Origin of the sequence: Neorhizobium puerariae (assembly GCF_042429745.1) — a bacterium.
GTDB lineage: Bacteria > Pseudomonadota > Alphaproteobacteria > Rhizobiales > Rhizobiaceae > Neorhizobium > Neorhizobium puerariae.
In genome coordinates, this window is record NZ_JBHMAA010000007.1 from 94,741 (window position 1) to 117,960 (window position 23,220).

General features: G+C 64.8%; 24 protein-coding genes. 19 read left to right on the forward strand and 5 right to left on the reverse strand.

All coding sequences use genetic code 11. From position 1 onward, the window contains the following. The first annotated feature begins 54 nt into the window (after positions 1 to 54). The gene (locus ACFFP0_RS05255; protein ID WP_377257318.1) at positions 55 to 825 is read left to right on the forward strand and encodes a ThiF family adenylyltransferase; all 771 of its coding nucleotides are present in this window, start codon (positions 55 to 57) and stop codon (positions 823 to 825) included. Then, complete coding sequence (locus tag ACFFP0_RS05260; protein WP_377257321.1) at positions 822 to 2,438, forward strand: methyltransferase domain-containing protein; 1,617 nt, start codon at positions 822 to 824, stop codon at positions 2,436 to 2,438. Before ACFFP0_RS05255 ends, ACFFP0_RS05260 begins: the two co-directional genes overlap by 4 nt. A 40-nt stretch (positions 2,439 to 2,478) precedes the next feature. On the opposite strand, the gene ACFFP0_RS05265 is transcribed toward ACFFP0_RS05260, so the two are convergent. Both ACFFP0_RS05265 and ACFFP0_RS05270 read right to left on the reverse strand, forming a co-directional pair. Beyond that, positions 2,479 to 2,610: a hypothetical protein gene (locus ACFFP0_RS05265; protein ID WP_377257324.1), complete on the reverse strand. Its 132-nt coding sequence runs from the start codon at positions 2,608 to 2,610 to the stop codon at positions 2,479 to 2,481. 18 nt (positions 2,611 to 2,628) lie between these two features. After that, positions 2,629 to 2,823, reverse strand: coding sequence for a hypothetical protein (locus ACFFP0_RS05270; RefSeq protein WP_377257327.1), 195 nt, complete (start codon positions 2,821 to 2,823; stop codon positions 2,629 to 2,631). Between the two features lie 14 nt (positions 2,824 to 2,837). On the opposite strand from ACFFP0_RS05270, the gene ACFFP0_RS05275 reads away from it, so the two are divergent. Next, complete coding sequence (locus ACFFP0_RS05275; RefSeq protein ID WP_377257329.1) at positions 2,838 to 3,206, forward strand: ABC transporter permease family protein; 369 nt, start codon at positions 2,838 to 2,840, stop codon at positions 3,204 to 3,206. A 127-nt stretch (positions 3,207 to 3,333) separates the two neighbouring features. Here ACFFP0_RS05275 and ACFFP0_RS05280 read toward each other — a convergent pair whose 3' ends face one another. From ACFFP0_RS05280 to ACFFP0_RS05290, 3 genes are read right to left on the reverse strand one after another with little or no spacing between them, the layout of a single operon-like run. Beyond that, positions 3,334 to 4,086 carry an ABC transporter ATP-binding protein gene (locus ACFFP0_RS05280; protein ID WP_377257332.1) on the reverse strand — a complete coding sequence of 251 codons (753 nt, stop codon included), beginning with the start codon at positions 4,084 to 4,086 and terminating at the stop codon, positions 3,334 to 3,336. Further along, positions 4,080 to 5,150, reverse strand: coding sequence for a FecCD family ABC transporter permease (locus ACFFP0_RS05285; protein ID WP_377257335.1), 1,071 nt, complete (start codon positions 5,148 to 5,150; stop codon positions 4,080 to 4,082). The genes ACFFP0_RS05280 and ACFFP0_RS05285 overlap by 7 nt, the downstream gene beginning before the upstream one ends. A gap of 6 nt (positions 5,151 to 5,156) precedes the next feature. Beyond that, the gene (locus ACFFP0_RS05290; RefSeq protein ID WP_377257338.1) at positions 5,157 to 6,293 is read right to left on the reverse strand and encodes an ABC transporter substrate-binding protein; all 1,137 of its coding nucleotides are present in this window, start codon (positions 6,291 to 6,293) and stop codon (positions 5,157 to 5,159) included. Between the two features lie 115 nt (positions 6,294 to 6,408). Here ACFFP0_RS05290 and ACFFP0_RS05295 point away from each other — a divergent pair, with 115 nt between their 5' ends. The 16 genes from ACFFP0_RS05295 to ACFFP0_RS05370 all read left to right on the forward strand — a co-directional run bounded on the left by ACFFP0_RS05295 (position 6,409) and on the right by ACFFP0_RS05370 (position 23,217). Beyond that, on the forward strand, positions 6,409 to 7,194 hold the full coding sequence (locus ACFFP0_RS05295; RefSeq protein WP_377257341.1) for a class I SAM-dependent methyltransferase: 786 nt from the start codon (positions 6,409 to 6,411) through the stop codon (positions 7,192 to 7,194). A gap of 218 nt (positions 7,195 to 7,412) precedes the next feature. Next, positions 7,413 to 8,411: an asparaginase gene (locus ACFFP0_RS05300; RefSeq protein WP_377257344.1), complete on the forward strand. Its 999-nt coding sequence runs from the start codon at positions 7,413 to 7,415 to the stop codon at positions 8,409 to 8,411. Positions 8,412 to 8,442: 31 nt separating this feature from the next. Beyond that, positions 8,443 to 9,174: a GntR family transcriptional regulator gene (locus ACFFP0_RS05305; protein ID WP_377257346.1), complete on the forward strand. Its 732-nt coding sequence runs from the start codon at positions 8,443 to 8,445 to the stop codon at positions 9,172 to 9,174. A 295-nt stretch (positions 9,175 to 9,469) separates the two neighbouring features. Then, complete coding sequence (locus tag ACFFP0_RS05310) at positions 9,470 to 10,249, forward strand: amino acid ABC transporter ATP-binding protein (RefSeq protein ID WP_377257349.1); 780 nt, start codon at positions 9,470 to 9,472, stop codon at positions 10,247 to 10,249. Between the two features lie 94 nt (positions 10,250 to 10,343). Then, positions 10,344 to 11,195 (forward strand): transporter substrate-binding domain-containing protein, encoded by an 852-nt coding sequence (locus ACFFP0_RS05315; protein ID WP_377257352.1) that lies wholly within the window; start codon positions 10,344 to 10,346, stop codon positions 11,193 to 11,195. 72 nt (positions 11,196 to 11,267) lie between these two features. Then, the gene (locus ACFFP0_RS05320; protein WP_377257355.1) at positions 11,268 to 11,927 is read left to right on the forward strand and encodes an amino acid ABC transporter permease; all 660 of its coding nucleotides are present in this window, start codon (positions 11,268 to 11,270) and stop codon (positions 11,925 to 11,927) included. A gap of 3 nt (positions 11,928 to 11,930) precedes the next feature. After that, entirely contained in the window at positions 11,931 to 12,665 is a 735-nt protein-coding gene (locus ACFFP0_RS05325; protein WP_377257358.1) for an amino acid ABC transporter permease, read from the forward strand. An 11-nt stretch (positions 12,666 to 12,676) separates the two neighbouring features. Then, positions 12,677 to 14,101: an MmgE/PrpD family protein gene (locus ACFFP0_RS05330; RefSeq protein ID WP_377257361.1), complete on the forward strand. Its 1,425-nt coding sequence runs from the start codon at positions 12,677 to 12,679 to the stop codon at positions 14,099 to 14,101. A 16-nt stretch (positions 14,102 to 14,117) separates the two neighbouring features. Beyond that, complete coding sequence (gene argH, locus ACFFP0_RS05335) at positions 14,118 to 15,617, forward strand: argininosuccinate lyase (RefSeq protein ID WP_377257364.1); 1,500 nt, start codon at positions 14,118 to 14,120, stop codon at positions 15,615 to 15,617. A gap of 56 nt (positions 15,618 to 15,673) precedes the next feature. Next, positions 15,674 to 16,687 carry an SIS domain-containing protein gene (locus ACFFP0_RS05340; RefSeq protein ID WP_377257367.1) on the forward strand — a complete coding sequence of 338 codons (1,014 nt, stop codon included), beginning with the start codon at positions 15,674 to 15,676 and terminating at the stop codon, positions 16,685 to 16,687. Between the two features lie 63 nt (positions 16,688 to 16,750). Further along, positions 16,751 to 17,554 (forward strand): PfkB family carbohydrate kinase, encoded by an 804-nt coding sequence (locus tag ACFFP0_RS05345; RefSeq protein ID WP_377257370.1) that lies wholly within the window; start codon positions 16,751 to 16,753, stop codon positions 17,552 to 17,554. 446 nt (positions 17,555 to 18,000) lie between these two features. Beyond that, positions 18,001 to 19,527, forward strand: coding sequence for an ABC transporter substrate-binding protein (locus ACFFP0_RS05350; protein ID WP_377257373.1), 1,527 nt, complete (start codon positions 18,001 to 18,003; stop codon positions 19,525 to 19,527). Positions 19,528 to 19,607: 80 nt separating this feature from the next. Next, the gene (locus ACFFP0_RS05355; protein WP_377257376.1) at positions 19,608 to 20,549 is read left to right on the forward strand and encodes an ABC transporter permease; all 942 of its coding nucleotides are present in this window, start codon (positions 19,608 to 19,610) and stop codon (positions 20,547 to 20,549) included. Positions 20,550 to 20,563: 14 nt separating this feature from the next. Further along, a complete protein-coding gene (locus tag ACFFP0_RS05360; RefSeq protein WP_377257379.1) occupies positions 20,564 to 21,445 on the forward strand; it encodes an ABC transporter permease in 882 nt (293 codons plus the stop codon). 1 nt (position 21,446) lies between these two features. Beyond that, complete coding sequence (locus ACFFP0_RS05365; RefSeq protein ID WP_377257382.1) at positions 21,447 to 22,670, forward strand: amidohydrolase/deacetylase family metallohydrolase; 1,224 nt, start codon at positions 21,447 to 21,449, stop codon at positions 22,668 to 22,670. A gap of 22 nt (positions 22,671 to 22,692) precedes the next feature. Then, positions 22,693 to 23,217 carry a RidA family protein gene (locus ACFFP0_RS05370; RefSeq protein WP_377257384.1) on the forward strand — a complete coding sequence of 175 codons (525 nt, stop codon included), beginning with the start codon at positions 22,693 to 22,695 and terminating at the stop codon, positions 23,215 to 23,217. The last annotated feature ends 3 nt before the right edge of the window (positions 23,218 to 23,220 follow it).

A 23,220-nucleotide genomic window follows, 5' to 3' on the forward strand; every position in this document is an offset into this window, starting at 1 on the left:
GGTGAGTCTGCAGTCCCCGGAGCAACCCTCCGCGCCTCTCCGGAAGGCGCGGAGGTGTTGAGGAAACCGGCGAGAACCGCGGCCTCGACCAACCGGAACGTTGTTTTCCTGTCGGATTTCCGCGCCGCGCCGCGCGGCGGGACTGGCCTGGAGGAGACGGATTTCGTGATCGTCGGATGCGGCGGCCTGGGTTCCGGCATCGCGGCCCGGCTCGCCGCGGCAGGCGCCCGGCATTTCTTCCTGGTGGACAACGGCCGCATCGACGACGGCAACCTGAAGCGGCTCTCCTGGGCTGCGGCGGAAGACATCGGGGAGCCGAAGGCCGACAGGCTCGCCAGCTATCTGGCGTCACGGTTTTCCGCTTCGGTCGTCACCTTGCCCGAAGCTGCGGAGGAGCTGGAGGCGGTGCGGCTGGTCATGGCCCATGTGCGTCGCCCCTTCCTGATCTTCGCGGTCGACGACGCGCGGCTCGGCCGGCGGCTCGTCGCCGCCTGTCACGCGGCCCTGCCGGAGCCTCCTCCCTATCTGTATGTCGGACCGGTTGGCGCCCGGAGCGTCGTGGGGCCATTGGTTGCGGGGCCGGACGATCCCTGTCCGTTCTGCAGTTCTGCGACCGACGCGGCCGGCGACGGCGAGGTCCCGGCTTCCGATCTGCCTGCCGACAAGGCCCCGATTGCCGGCCTGGTGATCTCGCAGATCGCCTGCCAGCGCTTCACGCATCCTAATGCACTGCGCGGCAAGCGTTGGTGGTTCGATCCGCGGACAGGTCGGGCCGAGCTGCGCTCCGTTTCCAAACGTCCCGATTGCGAGGTGTGCAACCCATGAAAACCCTCTCTCCCCAAGACTATTACGGTTCCGTCGTGGCGGCCCTGAAGCAGAAGAATGTTCTGCCGGGCGGCGAGGCTATGATGGAAGCGATCCTGGCGGTCCTTCCCGAGGGCGCCGGCAGGATCATCGATCTCGGCTGCCATACCGGCTGGGTGACCCGCCAGCTCGCGCGGGCATTTCCTCAGGCCGAGGTGATCGGTGTGGACCACGATCCGGCGGTGATCGAGGTGGCGCGCGAGGCCGCGCGGCTGGAGGCTTCCGGCGCCATGTTCGCCTGTGCCGAAGGCGCTTCGATAGAGGCCGCGGCCTGCGATGCCGACGTCGTCGTATGCGGCGGCAGCGCGGCTTTCTTCAAGCGTCCGGAAGACGTTTACCGGACGGTGGCAGGCTGCCTCAAGCCCGGCGGCCTGCTGGTCGATTGCCACTATGTCTACGATGCCGACGTGCCGCCGGCCCTGCGCCAGAAGGAGCGGGAGGTGTTCGGTCTCGGGTGGATGCCCGACGGCCTGCGCGACATCGTTGCGGTCTATGATGCCGCCGGCCTGACGGTCACCGCCATCAGGCGGCTGCCGCAGTTCCATTTCGACGACAGCGCGGCGGCGCGGCTGGCGCGCGACATCCTGCACGCCGTGCCGAAGATGCAGGAACTGGTCGAGGCGATGGCGGAGCGACGGGAGCTGATCGGTGCGCTGGCATCTCATCGCCATCCCTATCTCCTGGTCGCTGGCATCGGAAAACCGGCCACGGCCGAGGGAACGGCGGAACGCGACATCGCGAATGCGATCGCGGCGCTCGATCTCTTCAGCATGCCGATCGCGCGCCAGCCCGTCGAGACCTTGCGCGGCCATACGCCTCACCGGTTCCGGGCATATGTCGGGAATCCCGACGGGCTGCCCGGAGGCGGGCGCGCCGTCGGCGCCCTTGCCCGCAGCCTTCAGACCTGCGGCGCCGCGCCGGATGCGCGGGTGCTCGACATCGGCTGCTTCACGGGTCTTTCGACCGTGGTGCTGGCGAACTACTTCAGCGACGTGACCGGCCTCGACATCGATGAGGAGTTCATCGATGTCGCGTCCTGCGTCGGCAACGCGCTCGCAAGCGGCGCGCGCTTCGTTGTCGGCGACGGCGCAGGGACGGGGTTCGCCTCCGGTCACTTCGATGCGGTGACGATGACGGCGATCTCGCTCTCCGTCCGCAGGCCCATGGCCCTGCTGGCGGAAACCCGGCGTATCCTCAAGCCGGACGGCCTGCTCGCCGAATTCATCCATCACCACGACCGGGAGAGGCCGCAGGAAAGTGACGGCGCGACCACCGGGGCGGATGACGTCCGCATGTCCCTCTCGAGGCGTCTGGCGGTATTCGAGAAGGCCGGTTTCGATCTGGTCGACCTTTCCATCGTGGATACCGGCGCGACCTCGCCGACAGAGCAGGCGGCCTTGAGGGACTATGTCAGGCATCGGGAACACATGCTCGACCCGTCCAAGACGAGGGCCGACCTTCAGGAATTCTCGGAACTGTTCACCCGTTACGGCGGGCAATGGTCCGGCGAGATCGCGAAGTCCATCGCCTATCTCTGCGTCTTCATGAAGCGCAGGCACGGCGGCAGCTGGTAGACCGGTCCGGCAAGGCGTGCCGCGCCCATTGCCTGCGCAATCAATCGGGCAATGAGCCGATATGATCCAGGGTCGGGCTTCTGGCGGCCCTGGTGCTCGCCACGCGCCCCGCCGCGGGTTCGATGCTGTAGCGCTCCGCCATCTTGAGGATATGCGTGCCCAGCGCATCCAATGTGCCCGCCAGCCTCGTTTACCAGGCGGCGTTCACCCTGACCTCCGAGGATATGGCGGTGCGGGCATGACGCGGGTCCTGATCATGGGCGGGGGCAGCTTTCTCGGGCGGCTGGATCTTGCGGTCCCAGGCAAGGAACGTGCACCGGTCCAGGGCGACGCGACCGATATCGTCGCAGTCGCGGAAGCGGCCCGCAGCTGCGGATTCCATCATCCACCGGATCTGCCTTGCTGACGCCTGTCTGCAAGGCAGACCCGGTGCACGGGGCGAATCCATCTCATTTACAGAGTCTCCTGTGGACGCTGTTCCTGACGGTCGTCGGATTTACCGGCGACATCGTCTTCGGCCCGGTCGTTGCCCTGATGCGGGTCTCGTTGTCTCTCTGGCTCCGGATGCCGGCGATCTGCTGGATCGGGTTGTTTCAGGGAACGCCGCTGCTCGGTTTCGATCTGCCCGCCTGGGGAGTGGCGGTCGCCGTCGTCCTGACCGCGCACACTTCGGCCCTCTTCGGAGAGATCCGGCGGAGCGCGATCCAGGCCATTCCGCGGGGCCAGAGTGAGGCTGCGCAGGTGCTCGGCCTGCATGCGGGCGGGTGATCGAGTGATCATGCCGCAGGCTTTCAAGCTGTCGCTGTCAGCGACGGTTCGTTTCCTGATGCAGCTTCCTGAAGGGCACGTCGCTGGCAGCGATCGTCGGCTTCATCGAAATCGCAGGACTACACACCTAGTGCGCCGTGCCGTCGACGATGACGTGGTCGTGGTCCATGGAGCATTTCTCGATCCGGGCGTGGATCTTGTAGACGTCGCGCAGCATTTCGACGGTGACCACGTCGCGGGGCGCGCCGCAGGCGCGCATGCGACCGTTCTGGATGACCAGAACCTTGTCGGCGAAGCGCAGCGCCTGGTTGAGATCGTGGATGGCGATCAGCACGATCATGCCCTTGTTGCGCGCCTGCCGCTGCATGAAGTCCAGCACCTCCACCTGGCGATGAAGGTCGAGCGCGCTCGTCGGCTCGTCCATCAGCATGATTTCCGGCTCGCGCACCAGCGCCTGGGCGATCGAGACGAGCTGCCGCTGGCCGCCCGAGAGCGCGCCGAGATCGCGGAACGCGATCGCATCGATGTTCAGCGCCTTCATGATCTGGTCGATGAAGGTGAGGTCGCCGTCGCTGACGGCCCAGGATTGCCCCTGCTTGCGGGCAAGCAGGATGGATTCGTAGACGGTGAGGACGGCGTTGGCAGAGGTGTCCTGCGGCATGTAGCTGATGGCGTTCCTGGTCTTCGCTCCGTCGATCAGGACCTGGCCCGGGCCTTTCAGGATTCCGGTGATGCGCTTGAAGAGCGTCGATTTGCCAGCCGCGTTGGGGCCGATCACCGCGACCACCTCGCCGGATTTCATCACCGGCGTCGTGACGTCCTCGACGAAGAGCCGGCGGCCATGATAGGCGCCGACCGACTGCAGCTGAAGCGCTACCATGAGCGGCCCCTGTTCGAGAGGATGAGCGAGAAGAAGAACGGCACGCCGACAAGCGCGGTGATGATGCCGATCGGGAAGACCACGCCGGGAATGATGGATTTCGACACGATCGACGTGAGCGACAGAAGCAGCGCGCCGGAGAGGATCGATCCCGGCAGGAAGAAGCGCTGGTCTTCGCCGAGGATCATCCGCGCGATATGCGGCCCGACGAGCCCGACGAAGCCGATCGTGCCGACGAAGCTTACCGGCACGGCGGCGAGCAGCGAAATGACCAGCATGGTCTCCAGCCGGATGCGGCGGACGTTCACCCCGAAGCTAGCGGCCTTGTCCTCGCCGAGCCGTATGGCGGTGAGAGCCCAGGCGTTGCGCGCGAAAAGAGGCAGCGAGATCAGCAGGATGGCGAGCGTGATGCCGATCTTCGGCCAGGTCGCCTTGGTGAGGCTTCCCATGGTCCAGAAGACGACGGCCGAAAGCGCCTGCTCCGTCGCCAGATATTGCACGAAGGCGAGCAGCGCATTGAAGGTGAAGACGAGCGCAATGCCGAGCAGCACCACGGTCTGCACCGAGACGCCGCGGGCCTGGGAAATGAAGTGGATGAAGAGTGTGGCGATCAGCGCCATGACGAAGGCGTTGACCGGCACGAGCATGCCGGCGGCGACCGGAAGAAGCGGCACGCTGGTGACGATGGCCAGCGCTGCGCCGAAGCTGGCGGCCGCCGAGATGCCGAGCGTGAAGGGGCTTGCGAGCGGATTGGCGAGGATCGTCTGCATCTGCGCGCCCGCAACCGAGAGCGCCGCGCCCACGACGATCGCCATCACTGCGACCGGCATGCGGATGTCCCACACGACGGCCCGGACCTGGCTGGAAACCGAGGACGGGTCGAGGAGCGCGGAAACCACTTCGCCGAGACCGTACCGGGCCGGTCCCCACGCCAGATCGATGGCGAAGGTGAGACACAGGGCCGCCGTCATGGCGGCAAGGATCGCAAGCTTGCGCCGGGCAAGCGCGCGGTAGCGTGCTCCCCCGGCCCCGGCTTCGATCTGGGTCACGGCAAGCTCGGCCATCCCGGTCTACTGCCCCGCCTGGGCGTCGACCCAGTAGCCGGGCTGGTATGCGACCGGCAGGAATTTCTCGTGGAATTCCTTGAAGGTGGCATCCGGATCGAGATCGGCGAAGAGGTCCGGATGGAACCACTTGGCCATCTGCTGCACGGCAACGAACTGATAGGGGCTGGTGTAGAACTGGTGCCAGATGGCATGGACATTGCCGCTGGCAACAGCCTTCGAGCCGGTGAACGCGGGGGCTTCGACGAGGGTGTTGAGCACCTTGCGGCTATCGGCGAGGGTGGCCCCGGCTGCCGGGCCGACATTGACGTAGTTCCTGGCGTCCTTCGTCTGGCTCCAGTTGGAGCCGGTGACGACGACGATGTCGGGATTGGAGGCGACGACCTGCTCGGCATTGATCGAGCCCGTGTAGCCGGGCAGGAAATCCGAGCCGAGGTTATGGCCGCCGGCCCATTCCACCATCAGGCCGAAATTGTCGGGTCCGAAGGTGCCGCAGCACTCCACGAGGCCGGCGGCGCGGTACATGAAGACGTTCGGCTTCTTCGGATTGGCCTGGCCGAGCTTGTCGGTCACGCGCGCCATCTGCCGCTTCCAGTAGGCGGCGACGGCCTCGGCGCGGTCCTCGTGGCCGAAGATCTTGCCGAGGATCTTCAGGCTCGGCTCGGTATTGGCGAGGATGTGCTCCCGGAAGTCGATATAGACGATCTTGACGCCGATGCCGTCGAGCATCGTCTCGAGCTTGACCTCGTCGGCGGCGGCCTTGTTGCCTATCGGCAGGAGCAGTACGTCTGGATCGAGCTTGACCACCGTTTCGGTCTGCAGCGTGCCATCCGTCAGGTTGCCGAGGAAGGGGAGCTCCTTGCCCTTCGGGAACTTCTCGACATAGGCGTTGAAACCATCCTTATCGGTGGTCCACAGATCGTTGCGCCAGCCGACGATCTTTGAGAAAGGATCGTCCTTCTCGATCGGGGCGACGGCATAGAGCATGCGGCCTTCTCCGAGGATGACCCGCTCCACCGGCTTTTCGAAGGTCACGTTCCGGCCCGCCACGTCCTTCACGGTGAAGGGCTCCGCCAGAGCCGAAAGCGGCAAAAGGCTTGCCATTGCAACCGCAGATCCTGCGAGCATTCTCAAGAGATTCATCTGGAAACTCCCCCGATGTCTGATAATGTCCGCAGGCATATGAAATATGATTTTGTGAATCAAGATTTATGTTTTAGAGCTTTTCCAAACTAACGGAATGCCCGGGGCGCCAGCAATGAACTCGATGAACACCAACTATTCTATCCGTGACGAAATCCGTGACTTCTGGTCCGAAAGAGCGGCGACGTTCGACGAGAGCGTCGGCCATGAAATTTTTTCGGAAGCCGAGCGCAAGGGCTGGCAAAGGCTGATCAGGAAGCACCTCGGCGAGGGGCAGGGACGTGCCGCGCTGGATCTCGCCTGCGGCACGGCGGTGGTCTCGCACCTGATGAACGATGTCGGCTTCAGGGTGACCGGCCTCGACTGGTCGGATGCGATGCTGGCGCAGGCGCGCGCCAAGGCCCGGAAGCGCGGCACCGACATCCGCTTCATTTCCGGCGATGCGGAAAACACGATGGAACCGAGGGAGAGCTACGACGTCATCACGAACCGGCATCTCGTGTGGACGCTGGTCGATCCGCCGGCCGCCTTTCGTGAATGGTTCTCCGTCCTGAGGCCGGGCGGCAAGGTCCTGATCCTGGACGGCAACATGGGCAAGGAGACCTGGGTGAAGGGTCTTCAGAAATTCTGGACGAAAGCGACCGGCAAGGCGCCCGCAAGCCACATGAAGCCGGAGATGATGGCGCGTCACCAAAGCATACGCTCAAGGGTCTATTTTTCCGAACAGATGCCGGCGGAGGCGGTCGTGGCGCTGCTCCGACAGGCCGGTTTCGAGAATATCACCGTCGACCGCCAGCTCTTCGACATTCACTGGGCGCAGGCGCGCAGGATGCCGTTCCTGCGTGCCCTCGACCGCCTGACGCAGGACCGCTTTGCAATCTGCGCCCATAAGCCGGCCTGACCGGGAATTCCGGTCGGCAGCCGGATGGCGAGGCATGCCGGCGCCTCCCGTCCGCGCGGCGGGTTTTCCCTACCTGCCGCCGCTTGTGGCCCTGAAATTCCAGCGATTTCTTTCCGCCCTTCATCGGATGCATTGGCGGCTTGAGGTCGCGGCGGATATTCTTTATAGATGTCAGACGTCTATCGTCATCGATGGCGCCAGCTCTGTCACGAGGCCGCATGCGCAAGCCGAAAATCGCAATCATTGGCACGGGAGGGACGATCAGTTCGCTCGCCGGCCATCCGCTGGAGATCCTGAACTACGGCGCCAACGGCTCGCTGGAATGCGATGCCGTGGTGGCGATGTTTCCGGTGCTGAACGAACTGGCGGATATCCTCCCGATCCGGTTCAAGGCGGTTCCGAGTTTCAATATCTACTATCCGGAATGGCGGGATCTGCTGCGGCTGATACGCGAGACGGAAAGGGACGATCCGGATATCGACGGCTTCGTGGTCCTGCATGGCACGGGCTCGCTGGAGGAGACGGCCTATTTCCTGTCCCTGACCGTCGAGACGCCGAAGCCGGTCGTCGTCACGGGCGCGCAGCGGCCGCCGAGCGCGCTTTCCAGCGATGCCGGCCTCAATCTTGCAAACGCCGTGCGCGCGGCGGGCGATCCGGCATGCCGGGACATGGGCGTGCTGGTGTTGATGAACGACGAACTGCATGCGCCGCGGGACGTCACCAAGGTTTCCACGCTGCGGCTGGACACGTTCCGCTCGCCCGACAAGGGGCCGCTCGGGTTCGTCGACGGCGATGCCATCACGATCTACCGCAGGACGGTGCGCCGGCGGGCGCCGGCTGACCGGTTCGACATCGCGGGCCTGGAGGCGCTGCCGCGGGTCGATATCCTCTATTGTTACGCCGGGTCGGACGGCGCGGCCGCGCGCGCTTTCGTGGGGGCAGGCGCAAGAGGCGTGGTTTCCGCCGGTTTCGCGCCCGGCTACACGGGGGATGCCGACGCAGCCGTCCTCGCCAGAGCGGTGCAGGAGGACGGCCTCGTCGTGGTGCAGGCCTCCCGCGGGGGCAGCGGCCGGACGTTCGAAAGCAGGCGCGCCCGCGACAGCGGCTTCATTCCGGCCGACGATCTCAATCCGCAGAAGGCGCGGCTGCTGCTTGCTTTGGCTTTGACAAGAACCTCCTCCTCGGAGGAGATAGCCGAATTGTTCCGGCTCTATTAGCCATGGAGTCGTCAGGATGCACGGAGCTGTCATGATTAGAATGATGGGGCGGGAACGCACGGTTGTCGCCCAGTTGCGGGATGCCTTGCTGGATCTGATCAAGACGAGGAAGCTCGAACTCGGCGACAAGCTGCCGAGCGAGGAGCGGCTGACGCAGGAATTCGGCGTGGCCCGGCCGACCCTTCGCGAGGCGCTGAAGATCCTGGAGCAGGACGGCATCATCCGCACGGAGCACGGGCGGGGGCGGTTCATCATGGCAGGGGCGGCGCTCTATATCGAGCGGCCGATCACCACCTTCGAAAGCGTCACGGACATGGTGGAGGGCTTCGGTTACTCCACGACGACGCGGCTCCTCAATCTCACGGAAATGGCGGCCGACGAGGAGATCGCGGCCGGCCTGCAATGCGCGGCCGGAACGCCCGTTCTGCGGATCGAGCGGCTTCGCAGCGAAGGCACGCGGCCCATCCTCTATTCGGTCGATGTCATCAAGGCGGAAACGGCGGGCAATGCGATCGACACGATCGACTGGTCCGGGTCGCTGGTGCATATATTGCGCCGGCGGGGCGCGGCCCCCGTCGCGTCGACCGCGAGCGTCTCGGCGACGCTTCTGCCCGCCGACGCGGTCAAGCAGTGGAAGCTTGCCGATTTCGGGCCTGTCCTCCTGGTGACGGAAACGTGCTTCACGGCCGAGGGCCTGCCGATCCTGTTTGCCAAGGACTATCACCACGGCAAGTATTTCACGTTCAGTTTCGCCAGGCGGTAAGCGACGCCGTTGAATTCGTGCACTCCTTCCCGAGGTGATCGGACCGCCTGAATTCAACAGATCCTTGACCGGCGAGGCCACGGTGGCGCCGGAAGACCGATGTATGGCATGCGGACTTCCGGGGAACGGCCGGGGCGGCCGCGAATATTTGCAGATTCATCATCGTGCCCGGAGATTCTTGAGGCGCCGCCGCTTGACAGCTCTCCGCTTTTATAGTTGTTAGTCGTCAGACGTCTTTCGTGAAGACGCAAGCAGGACGCCCGCCGAGGGTGGCCGCAGGAGGGAACCGAAAACCATGATGACGACCGCACCTCAGATTGCCCAGTCGCCGGCGGGCGAGGCGCCTTTCAGTGTCGAAATGATCGGGGTGAGCAAATGGTACGGTCATTTCCAGGTGCTCAATTCCATCGACTTCGGCGTCCGGCGCGGCGAGAAGATCGTCGTCTGCGGTCCTTCCGGGTCGGGAAAGTCGACGATGATCCGCTGCGTCAACCGTCTTGAGGTCCATCAGCAGGGCGAGATCCGCGTCAACGGCACCTTGCTGACGGACAATGTCCGTGTCATCGACCGGGTCCGCCAAGACGTCGGCATGGTGTTCCAGAACTTCAATCTCTATCCGCATCTGACCGTCCTCGAAAACTGCGTGCTGGCGCCGCGCTGGGTCAAAGGCGTGCCGCGCAAGGAAGCGGAAGAGCGGGCCATGGGCTATCTGGAGCGCGTGCGCATTCCCGACCAGGCGGGCAAGTATCCCTCGCAGCTTTCGGGCGGCCAGCAGCAGCGCGCCGCGATCGCGCGCTCGCTGTGCATGAACCCCGAGATCATGCTGTTCGACGAACCGACATCCGCGCTCGACCCCGAGCTTGTCCGGGAAGTGCTGGACACCATGGTCGAACTTGCCAGCGACGGCATGACGATGGTCTGTGTGACCCACGAGATGGGCTTTGCCCGGCAGGTCGCCGATCGCGTCGTGTTCATGGATCGCGGCCGCATCGTCGAATCCGCGTCTCCGGGCGAATTCTTCGGCAATCCGAAGGAGGAGCGCACCCGCAATTTCCTCAGCCAGATCCTGCATTGAGGAGAATTTTTCGCGCGCCCGGCGCGCGCAACGAGAATGTCGGACGGTCAACGTCCGCGTCATGAACCGAACACCAGCCAAAGGGAACAAGCGAATGAAAACACTCTATCGGACTATCCAGCGCGTCTTTGCGTCGGCGGCCTGCGCTGCTGCCCTTCTCCTTCAGGTTCCGGCGCAGGCACAGGAGCTTCCCCCGCTCCCGGCAGCGATCAAGAGCGCGGGCGTGCTGCGCTTCGGCGTCAAGTGCGACTCTCCGCCGTTCGGCTCGACCGGCCCCGACGGCAAGCCGATGGGCATCGAGGTCGAAATGGCCAGGCAGATCGCGGCCTATGCCTTCGGTTCGCCCGACAAGGCGGAACTGACCTGCGTGACCAGCGAGGCTCGCATACCGTCGCTCAACGGCGGCAAGATCGATCTCATCCTCGCCACGCTTGGCAGGTTCCCGGCGCGCGAGGAGGTCATCGATTTCTCCGACATCTATTTCTGGGGCACCAGCAACGTCATCGTGCCGAAGGACAGCCCGGCGCAGAAGCTCTCGGATTTCGCGGGCAAGACCATCCTCATCGTCAAGGGCGGCTCCCAGATGAAATGGCTGAAGGAGAACATTCCGGACGTGCAGCTGCTGCAGCTCAACACGACGGCGGACGGCGTGCAGGCATTGCAGCAGGCGCGCGGTGACGGCTTCGTCGGCGACGGCGGCCTGATCTGGACGCTCGCCAGCAACTATCCCGCCCTTCGCGTCATTGACGAAGGGCTGGATCTCGGCGTCAATGGCATCGGCCTGCGCAAGAACGAGCCGGAACTGAAGGCCTTCGTGAATGCCGCCCTCACCAAGCTGAAGGCCGACAAATTCTACGACGCCGCCGCGAGGAAGTTCATCGAAAACGATCTGGTTCGTCAGGCCATGCTGAAGGGTTTCACGACGCAGCCCCCGGCAATCAAGTGAGGCTGCTTCCGCGTCACCGGCGGCGCCGCCGCCGGTGACATCCTCAACCGATTGTCGACAGGCGTTTGAGACATGGATTGGGTTTATATCTACAAGGCTCTGCCCGACCTTATGAACGGACTGGGCATGACGCTGCTCGTCAGCGGCGTGGCGATCTGCCTGTCGCTCCTGCTGGGGGTGGTCGGCGCGGCTCTGCGCACGAGCGGTATCCGGCCCCTGGAACTGCTGGTGACCGGCTATGTCGAGTTCATCCGCGGCACGCCCTATCTGGTGCAGATTTTCTTCATCTTCTACGGCCTGCCGAGCATCGGGCTCAAGCTGTCGATCTTCTGGTCCGGCGCGCTGGCGCTCACCATCTGGGCGAGCGCCTTTCACATCGAGAGCTTTCGTGCCGGGCTTGCCGCGGTCGGGCAGGGTATCCGGGATGCCTCCGCGTCCCTCAGCCTCAAGCGCTGGCAGCATGCATGGTTCATCGTCCTGCCGCTGGCGCTTCGGGCCGCGCTGCCGTCGGCGATGAACACCATCGTCGCGACGGTCAAGAACTCCGCCTATCTCCAGGCGATCGGCCTTGTCGAGCTGACCTTCGTCGCGGTCGACCGCATCGCCTACGAGTTCCGCACGGTCGAGATGTTCGCCTCGATCTGCGTCATCTACCTGCTTTGCGTGTTCATTCTCTCCGGGCTCGGCCATCGGCTCGAACGCCGTCTCAACCGTCCGTTCGCCGGGAGATAGGCCATGCTGCTCATCGAATACAAAACCTTTCTGCTGGAAGGCCTTTACCAGACGCTGCTTCTTTCGCTGGTCGTCGCGTTCGGCGGCACCTTCGTCGCCATCCTTCTTTCCTTCGGACTGACGCAGCAATCCAGAGGCATCAGCCGCCCGTTCTATCTCGTCGTGGAAGTGCTGCGCGACATTCCGCTGATGGTGGCGGTGCTCCTGACCTATTTCGTACTGCCGAATATCGGGCTGTCGCTCGATCCCTTCTGGTCGACGTCGCTTTCCATCTCGCTCTGGGGCGGCGCCAACGGCGCCCAGATCATCCGCGCGGGCCTGATGTCGGTGCCGGCGGCCCAGCGGGAAACGGCGGCCGCCTTCGGCCTGCGTTCCTGGAAGGGCCTGCTGTTCGTCATCCTGCCGCAGGCCATGCCGGTCATCCTGCCGCCCTATGTCAGCCTGCTGACGTCTTTGGTTCAGGCGACCTCGCTCGGCGCCGTGGTCGGCGTCCATGAACTGCTGCGTTCCGCGCAGGTGCTGATCGAACAGACGACGATCTCACGCGGCGGCAGCCCGGCATTCGTCGTCTACGGTTTCATCCTCGTCATCTACTTCGTGCTGTGCTGGCTGATTTCTCGGGTGGGGCGGATGTTCGAGAACCATTTCGCCAAGCCCTATGCAAGGCAGGCGTCCACGACCCGCAAGCCGAACGTTGCGGCCATCGCCGCAAAGCCGATCGACCTGACCAACGCCTGAAAGCCGGACCGATGGAACAGCATTTCATGGAGCAGGAACGTCTTTTCGCCGGGATGGCCTGCAGGGCGGTTCCTGCCGCTTCCGAAGCCGAGATGGCGAGGGCGGCCCGGCATTTCGCCGATCTCGTCGCTGTGGCGCTCGCCGCCGCCACAGAACCGTCCGTCAGCGCGCTCGCCGCTCTTTGTCCGGATGCCGCCGGATCGGTCGGGTCGGCCAGGATATGGGGGGCGCATCGGCGGGTACCTCTGCGCGACGCCGGCCTCGTCAACGGCTTTGCGGGGCATTGGCACGATTTCGACGACGACGAAACCGAGCTTGCCATGGCCCATGTCACGGTTTCGGCGATGACCGCCGCCGCCGCCATCGGCGACAGCCGGCAGGGTATTGCGGGGGCCTCCGTCCTGCAGGCCTATCTCACCGGCACCGAGGTGGCGATGCGCATCGGCAGCCTCGTGAACCCCGGCCATTACCGGCGGGGATGGCATGCGACGGCAACGCTCGGCACCTTCGCCGCTTGCGCCGCGGCCGGGCGTCTCCTCGGACTGAACGTCGAAGAGATGCGCCATGCGCTCGGCATGGCGGCCTCCTTCGCGGCCGGCATCCGCAGCAATTTCGGCAGCGATACCAAGCCGCTGCAGGTCGGCCAGGCGGTTTCCGGCGGGATTTTCGCAGCCGAATGCGCCGCGGCCGGATTGCAGTCGGCGCCGGGCAGCCTGTTCGGCCCGAAAGGCTATGTCGCGCTTCAGGAAGGCGACCTGTCGCGCCTTGAAAGCATCGTCGGCGGTTTCGGCAAGCCCTACGGGTTCTCGGCCGGCGGCATGGTCATCAAGGCCTATCCCTGCTGCACCGCCTCCCACAGCGCCATTTCCTGCGTGCTCGACCTTGCCGCCGCCCATCGGCTTGCCAGCACCGATATCGAACGCATCGTCTGCCATATCGATCCGGCGGTGTCCGGCATCCTGATCTACGACCGGCCCGAGACGCCGGTCCAGGCGAAGTTCAGCCTGCCGTTCTCGCTCGCGGTCGCCGCCGTGCGCGGCCGGGCGGGTATCGGGGAATTCAGTGATGAAGCGCTCGCCGATCCCGCCATACGGGACATGATGGAACGGGTCGAGACGGTCGCCGACGCGGACCTGCCGAAGGGGCCGAGCGGCATATCCGTTTCTTCCCGCGTCGCGCTTTTCCTCAGGGACGGCAGGTGCGTCGAGACATTCTGCGAAGCCGTTCCGGGCAGCGCCGGCAATCCGCTCGGCGACGATGCCCTGTTTGCCAAGTTCACCGCCTGCGCGGCGGGCTTCCTGGGCGAGGCACAGGCGAAGCACCTGTTCGGACTGCTGCTTTCGTCCGGTTCCTGCCACGACTTTTCGGACCTTGTCGGCGCTTTTGCGCCATCACCGGCGCCGGTTGCCGCAACCGGTGCAGCGCAATTCGGATAATACAGAGGGTACAGCCATGAAGAATGCCGTCAGTTCCCGTCTTTCGGAGCGGACCGCCGAGGAAGTCGCGAATGCCATCTACCGCCCGGGCATGGCAACATTCGACGATGCCGCGCTGGAGGCGATGTGCCAGCTCAACGAGGCCCATCTGGTCATGCTGGCCGAAAAGGGCCTGGTGGACCGGGCCGTGGCGAAATCTCTGGCCGCGGCCATAGCCCGCATCCGTGCGGAAGGGGCAGGGGCGATCGATCTCGATCCCCAGTTCGAGGACGGTTATTTCGCCTTCGAAAACCGCCTTTCGGCCATCGCGGGCGCGAAGGATACCGGGTTCATCCATACCGGCCGCAGCCGCAACGATATCGGCGCGACGCTCGACCGCATGCATGCGCGGAACCTGTGCCTGCGGATGATGGAGAGCCTGGACAAGGCGCGCGCGGCCTGCGCGGCAACGGCGCTCAAGCACGCCGAAACCATCATGCCGGGCTATACCCACCTGCAGCCCGCGCAGCCGATGACCTTCGGTTATTTCCTGACGAACGTGGCCTCGGCCCTCTCGCGGGAGCACGACAAGATCGCCGCGGTCTACGATCGCATCAACCGGAGCAGCCTCGGCGCGGCCGCCTTCGCCGGCACGACCTTTCCGGTCGACCGCCCGCGCACGGCCGGTCTTCTCGGCTTCGACGGCATCGTCGAACCCTGCCTGGAGGCGGTCGGTTCGCGCGATTTCGTCACCGAGCTCCTCTGGTCGGCCACCAGCACCCTGACGGTGCTGAGCCGCGTGGCGCAGGACATGTACGTCTTCTGCACGCATGAATTCTCGGCGCTGACGTTTCCCGACCGCGTGGCCGGAACCTCCAGCATCATGCCGCAGAAGAAGAACATGCTGGCGCTCGAATATTTCCGGGCCGCCGCCGGCCGCAGCATCGGCGCCCTGACGGGCGCGCTTTCCAGCGTCAAGGGCAGCAACTATTCGATCGGCCTCGATTCCGTCCGCGAAGGCATAGCCGAGGCCTGGCCGTCGCTCGACCTCTTCATCGATGGAATGGCGCTGCTGCGGCTGGTCTTCGAGACCGCGACCCCCGATGCCGAGCGGCTGAAGAAGCGCTGCTACGAGAATTTCTCGACCGCGACAGACCTTGCCGACGGGCTGGTGCGCGCGCATGGCCTGTCCTTCCGGGAGGCGCATCATGTCGTCGGCGGCGCGGTGCAGCGGGCGATCGACGCGGGCCTCGACGCCGGCGGCATGACGGTGGAGATCATCAATGCCTCCGCCGAGGAAGAGCTTGGCCGCGCACTGCCGATCGATGCCCGGTTCGTCCGGGATTGCCTCGATCCGGTCAGGTCCGTGCAGGCCCGCACGACGCCCGGCGGAACCGCGCCTTCGGAGGTTCGCCGCATGCTGGAGGCGCTGGAGACCAGGCGCGGAAAGGATGCCGGCCTGACCAAGGCGCGCCGCGAGGCGGTCGAGGCCGCTGCCGTCCGGCTGCGGAACGCGGCCGAGGCGCTGGCCGCCTGACGGAAGATCACCCCGGAAACATCAATACCTACCCCAAGCAGAAAAAGGGATGTCCCATGCTCAACTTCGATGAAGCCCGTTTCCTCAAGATCCAGAAGGGGGCCGCCTCGCTCGCCTCGCGGATCGACACCGTCATCGCGTCTGCCCTGAACGGCGGCGCCGAGAACCTCTTCTTCCTCGGCACGGGCGGTGTCGCCTATCTCATGCAGCCCGCCTTCCAGCTCCTGCAGCGCAATTCGGGCTTTCCGACCTTCCTCGATTATCCGGCCGAGCTGGTCATCAGCGGCTCGAAGAACCTGACGTCCAGGTCGATCGTCGTCATGCCCTCGCTTTCGGGCACGACGAAGGAAAGCGTCGCCATGCTCGCCAAGCTGAAGGAGACCGGCGCGACCGTGCTGACGTTCGTCGGCCACGAGGAAACCCCGCTCGGCAAGGGCGGCGACCATGTCTTCGTCAACTTCGCCGAGGACGATACGTCCTGCGAATCCTTCTATCTCCAGTCGCTGTTCGTGGCGCTTTCCGTCATGAAGTTCCGCAAGGAAATCGCCAGTTACGATGCCGTCGTCGCCGAACTGCAGACGCTGCCGGAACTGCTTCTGGAGGTGAAGCGCAGCTTCGAGCCGCAGGCGGAAACCTTTGCCGCGAAGATCGCCGGCTCCGATTACCACATCTTCACCGGCGGCGGGAACGTATGGCCGGCGGCGCTCTACTACGGCACCTGCATCCTGGAGGAGATGCAGTGGATTCGCACGCGCCCCGTCCATGCCTCGGACTTTTTCCACGGCACGCTGGAGCTGGTCGAAAAGGGCGTCAGCGTCATGCTCTTCAAGGGTGAGGATGCCTATCGCCCGCTTGCCGAGCGGGTCGAAAGCTTCGCTCCGAACTACACCGACAAGCTGACGGTCCTCGACAGCAAGGACTTCGCGCTGCCGGGGCTTTCCGAGGAGGTAAGGGCTCTGGTCTCGCCGATCGTGCTGGCGACGGTGCTGGAACGCGTCAGCGCCCATCTCGAGGTGATGCGCAACCATCCGCTCGTCACCCGCCGCTACTACAAGCGGGTCGCATACTGATCCCGATTGCTTCATATTGCCGCCGCCGGTTTCGGCGGCGGTTTCTGCAACTGGAAGAGCATCATGGCTGAATTCAAAGTCGCGACGGTCGGTGACAACTGCATCGACAGGTTCATGCCCCCGGTCGGCCTGTCGGCTGTCGGCGGGAATGCCGTGAACGTGGCGGTGCATCTGCGAAAACATGGCTTGAAGACGGCCTATTTCGGTGCGGTGGGACCGGACGCCGATGGCGCCCGCATGCTGGATTGCTTCCGTGAAAACGGGCTGGTGGTCGATCATGTGCAGATACGCGACGGCGTGACGGCCTATACCGAGATCGAGTTCGACCAGGGCGGCGACCGCATCTTCGCGTTCGAGGAGTTCGGCGTCTGCCGCGGCTACCGGCCGGCCGAAGACGAGGTGCAGTTCCTGCTTCGCATGCGGCATGTTCATATCGGCTGGTTCGACGACGGCGGCGTGCTCAGGCGCAGGCTGCATGCCGCCGGGGTCAGCGTTTCCCAGGACATCACCGTCAATCCCGGCGCGGACGGCCTTGCGATTGCCTTCGCCTCCGCCGGCTCGGAACCCGGCGCGGCCAGTGCGCTCGCCAGGCAGCTTCTCGATGAAGGCGCGCGCCTTGCCGTCGTCACCCGAGGATCGCAGGGCAGCCTGGCCACGGATGGCATCACTACCGCCGAAACCGGCATCAGGCCGGTCGAGGTCTCCGATACGACCGGCGCCGGCGATACCTTCATCGCCGGATTCATCGCAGCACGCCTCAAGGGGAAGTCGCTGCAGGAATGTCTGGAAGCCGGACGGGACGCGGCGGCCGTCACCTGCACGCATTTCGGCGGATTCCCGCAGACGCCGGTGCAGGTATCGGGCTGAAGCCCGGAACGCTGCCATAAACCGCAAGGCAAGCCCTTTCGATCCGCCTCCGGCGATTGACGTGCGGTCACCCGGTGACGCCGGCCGCGATATCGCCATCGATGCCGCATGACTTCCCGGCGACCGGTCCGGGACCCGTCCCCGTGTCCGGGCAATGGACCCGTCTCCCTTTCCGAAGACCGAACGCCAGGGCCGTGGCGACGCGACGGCGGAAGCCTGCCGCCGACCGTCCGGCACGTTGCCCGCGTGCCCGGCCACAGGGCATCGAGAACCCGCAGCGACCGGGCCATTCCCCTCCATTCCCATTTCCCGAAATCGCGACACTGCCAGTGCGTTTGAGATCCACCGCAGGGATGGCGGTGCGGCATTGACACGGTTCGCGCGTCCTGTATTCTGTTATAAAGTCTTATATATCATAATTGTGGAACAAAGAACGGGAGACTCCAATGAAATTGAAGCTTGCATTCCTCGTTGCGACGGCCCTGATCGCAGCGCCTTCGCTGTCCATGGCGCAGGAGAAGGGCGGCGTCATCAATGTTGCGACGATCGGCGAGCCGCCGACGCTCGACCCGATGGTCTCGACGGCCGACCTCGTGGGCATCGTCACGCAGCACATCTTCGAGACCCTCTACACCTTCGACACGAGCTGGAAGGTGACGCCGCTTCTGGCCGAGAGCCTTCCCGAGATCAGCGCCGACGGCAAGACCTACACGATCAAGCTGCGCACCGGCATCAAGTTTCATGACGGCAGCGACATGACGTCGGAAGACGTGCTGGCGTCGCTGCAGCGCTGGACCAAGCTTGCCTCGCGCGGCAAGCAGGCCGCCGGCTTCATCGAGTCGATCGCCGCCGCCGATCCGGCAACCGTCACCATCAAGCTGAAGCAGCCTTACGCCCCGCTCGTCTCCCTGCTTGCCTTCAACAACTCCGCCGCCATCGTCGTTCCGGCCGAAAAGCAGGCCGAGCCGATGACGGAATTCGTCGGCACCGGTCCCTACATGCTCAAGGAGCGCAAGGCGGACCAGTATATCCAGCTTGCCCGCTTCGAGGGCTACAAGCCCCGCTCCGGCGAAAGCGACGGCTATGGCGGCGCCCGCCACCAGTATCTCGACGAGATCCGCTTCGTGCCGGTTCCCGATCCGAATACCCGCGTCGAGGCGGCCGTTTCCGGTCAGTACGACTACGTCGATTCCATTCCGGTCGAATCCTTCGACAAGCTGAAGGCGTCTTCAGCCTCCGCGCCGATGCTCCTGAAACCCTTCGGTTATCCGGTCTTCGTCTTCAACACCAAGGAAGGCCTTTCCTCCAAGCTGGAGGTCCGCAAGGCCATCACCCAGGCGCTGAGCATGGAGGACATGCTGGCCGCGGCCTTCGGCAGCAAGGATTTCTACGCGCTCGACGGCGCCTTCTATCCTTCGAACTACGGCTGGCATACCGAGGCCGGAGTGGAGGGCAATTACAACCTCGCCGCCCCGGAGAAGGCGGCCGAGGCGCTGAAGGCCGCCGGCTACAACGGCGAGCCGCTTCGCATCCTGACGAGCCGCCAGTACGAGTTCCACTACAAGATGGCGCAGGTTGCCGCCGAATACCTGAAGCTTGCGGGCTTCAAGGTCGACATGCAGGTGGTCGACTGGGCGACGCTGACCCAGCGCCGCACCGACCCGAAGCTGTGGGACATCTACATCACCCACAGCCCCTTCCTGCCCGAGCCGGCGCTGATCGGCGCGCTTTCGACCAGTTCTCCCGGCTGGTGGGATACGCCAGCCCGCAAGGCCGCCGTCGATCCGTTCACGTCGGAGGCGGATCCCGCAAAGCGCGTCGCGCTGTGGGCCAATGTCCAGAAGACGATCTATGACGAGCTGCCGCTGATCAAGATCGGCGACTTCAACGCGGTTGCGGCGAAGTCGAAGAAGCTCGAAGGCGTCGATCCGGCTCCGTGGCCGTATTTCTGGAACGCCTCGATCAAGAAGTAAGCACGAGGAACGCGGATGCCCGGTCTCGCACCGGCATCCGCTCCCGGTCCTGTCCGGCTGCGGACAGAGGAACCTGCCCCATGATACGTTACATCCTTCAGCGCCTCGCCGGCATGATCGTCGTGATGTTCCTCGTCGTCACGATCGTCTTCGTGATCGTGCGCGTGACACCCGGCGATCCGGCCGCCGTCATGCTCGGCCCCGACGCGACCCCGCAGGACATCGCCGAACTCAGGACCCGGCTCGGCCTGGACCAGTCGATCCTCGTCCAGTACGTCTTCTATATCGGCCAGCTTCTGAAGGGAGACCTCGGCCAGTCGATCTTCCTCAACATGCCCGTGGGATCGGCCCTTCTCGACCGCGCCGAGCCGACCTTCTTCCTGACGATCTTCTCGCTGGCGATCGCGAGCGTCATCGCGCTGCCGATCGGGATCTACGCCGCCTACCGGCGGGGTTCCTTCGTCGATCAGGCGGCGACCACCGCCGCCATGCTGGCGGCGAGCATTCCGAGCTTCTGGCTCGGCCTTATTCTCATGCAGTTCTTCGCCGTCAGGCTGAACGTCTTCCCGGTCTCGGGTTACGGCGGGCCGGGGGCCTCGTTCCTCGACCGCATGTATCACCTGACGCTGCCGGCCTTCGCGCTCGGCCTCGTCTCCTCCGCGCTCATCCTGCGCTTCACCCGCGCCTCCATGCTCGATGTCCTCGGCGACGACTATATCCGCACGGCGCGGGCGAAGGGCCTGATCGAGCGCCGCGTCGTGCTGAAACATGCGCTGAAGAACGCGCTCATCCCGATCCTGACCGTGATCGGGCTCACCGCAGCCGTGCTGATCTCCGGCGCGGTAGTGACCGAGACCGTCTTCGGCCTGCCGGGCGTCGGCAATCTGGTCGTATCGGCCGTGCTGCGCCGCGACTATCCGGTGATCCAGGGGGCGCTGCTGGTGATCGCCGGCCTCTACGTCCTCATCAACTTCGCGATCGACATGCTCTACCTGCTGGTCGATCCGCGCGTGCGCTATTAACGGGGGCGCTGCCGATGGCCGAAATCGTAACCACCGCCGGCGAAAAACCCGCCGTCAGCGAGAGAGCCAGGTTCCTTCGCCGCCTGCTGAGGCGCAGGACCGTCGCGATCGGCGTGATCGTGCTGGCGATCTTCGTCTTGCTGGCGGTCTTCGCCCCCTGGATCGCGCCCTATTCGCCGTCGAAACTGTCGATCGTCAACCGGCTGAAGCCGCCGGGCGAAAACTTCTGGTTCGGCACGGACGAATTCGGCCGCGACATCTTCTCGCGCACCATCTATGCGGGCCGGCTGTCGCTGCTGGTGGGGGCTGCGGTCGTCGTGCTCTCGGCGGCGATCGGCGTGATGCTCGGCCTGCTCGCCGGCTTCTTCCAGAAGCTCGATACGCCGATCGCCCGGCTGATCGACGCGATGATGGCCTTTCCGGATATCCTGCTGGCGATCGCGCTCGTCGCGGCTCTCGGGCCGTCGCTGGTGACGGTGATCGTGGCGCTTTCGATCGTCTATGCGCCCCGGCTCGCCCGCATCGTCCGCGCCTCGACGCTGGTGATCCGCGAACTGCCCTATGTGGAGGCGGCGAAGGCGCTCGGCATCTCCACCTTCCACATCATGACGCGGCATGTGCTGCGCAATCTCGTGTCGCCCATTCTGGTGCAGGGGACGTTCCTGTTCGCCAGCGCCATGCTTGCCGAAGCCGGCCTTTCCTTCCTCGGCCTCGGCGTCAGCCCTGAAATCCCGACCTGGGGAACCATGATCTCCGCCGGCCGCCAGTATATCGGCCAGGCCGACTGGATGACCTATTTCCCCGGCTTCGCCATCATAGCCTGCGTGCTCTCGCTGCAAATGGTCGGCGACGGCCTCAGGGACATGCTCGATCCCAGACTTCGAAAGGACCTCTGAAATGACCGGTGAAAAGGCGGGCAAGCCGCTCCTCCTCACCAATGTAAGGCCGATGGCCTTCGGTGCGAATACGCCCCCCTCGCGGACAGGCGGCGCCGCGACCGACATCCTCGTCGGCGCCGACGGCAGGATTGCCGCGATCGGTACGTCCCTTGCCGCTTCCGACGGTGCCGAGCGCATCGACGGCAAGGGCGCCTGGATTTCTCCGGGCTGGGTCGACCTGCACGTCCATATCTGGCACGGCGGCACGGACATCTCGATCCGCCCGTCCGAATGCGGCGCCGAGCGCGGCGTGACCACGCTGGTCGATGCGGGCTCCGCCGGCGAGGCCAATTTCCACGGCTTCCGCGAATACATCATCGAGCCGTCGAGGGAGCGCATCAAGGCCTTCCTGAACCTCGGCTCCATCGGTCTCGTCGCCTGCAACCGCGTCCCGGAACTGCGCGACATCAAGGATATCGATCTTGACCGCATCCTCGAATGCTACGCTGACAACAAGGAGCATATCGTCGGCATCAAGGTGCGGGCGAGCCATGTCATCACCGGTTCCTGGGGCGTCACGCCGGTCAAGCTCGGCAAGAAGATCGCCAAGATCCTGAAAGTGCCGATGATGGTGCATGTCGGCGAGCCGCCGGCGCTTTACGACGAGGTGCTGGAAATCCTCGGCCCCGGCGATGTCGTCACCCATTGCTTCAACGGCAAGGCCGGTTCGAGCATCATGGAGGACGAGGATCTCTACAATCTCGCCGAACGCTGCGCGGGCGAGGGCATCCGCCTCGATATCGGCCATGGCGGCGCGTCCTTCTCCTTCAAGGTGGCGGAAGCGGCGATAGGGCGCGGCCTGCTGCCGTTCTCGATCTCGACGGACCTGCACGGCCATTCGATGAACTTCCCGGTCTGGGATCTCGCGACGACCATGTCCAAGCTGCTCTCGGTCGGCATGCCGTTCGACAAGGTGGTGGAAGCCGTCACCCGCAACCCCGCCTCGGTCATCGGTCTGTCGATGGAGAACCGGCTGACGGTCGGCGAACGGGCGGATTTCACCGTCTTCGACCTCGTCGACGCCGATCTCGAGGCGACCGATTCCAACGGCGATGTCTCGCGCCTCAACAAGCTGTTCGAGCCGCGTTACGCGGTCATCGGATCGGAGGCGATCGCCGCGAGCCGCTACATCCCGCGCGCGCGCAAGCTGGTTCGCCACAGCCACGGCTACTCGTGGCGGTGAGCCGGCATTTTCTGAAATAGGCATGACAGGAGTTTGCGTGAACACGTCTCCAGCTAAGGCCGCATCGGGTCTGCAACCCGCGGCACAAACCCCCTACGACCGCCTGGCGGCGCTCGGCATCAAGCTGCCGCCGTCACCGCCGCCGATCGCCAATTTCGTGACGCATGTGCGCGAAGGAAACCTGCTGTATCTTTCCGGGCAGGGACCGCGCGAGGTGGACGGCCATCTCCATGCCGGCAAGGTCGGCGGCGGCGTGAGCGTCGAGCAGGCCTACCAGCACGCCCGGTTGACAGGTGTCAACTTGCTGGCCGTGATGCACGATGCGCTCGGCGATCTCTCGCGGGTCAAGCGGGTGGTGAAGCTGCTCGGCATGGTCAATGCCGTGCCGGAATTCCAGGATCACCCGAACGTCATCAACGGCTGCTCGGACCTTTTCATCGAGGTTTTCGGCGAGGCGGGACAGCACGCCCGTTCCGCCGTCGGCTTCGGCTCGCTGCCCGGCAACATCACCGTGGAGATCGAGGCGATCGTCTCGCTGAACGACTGAGGG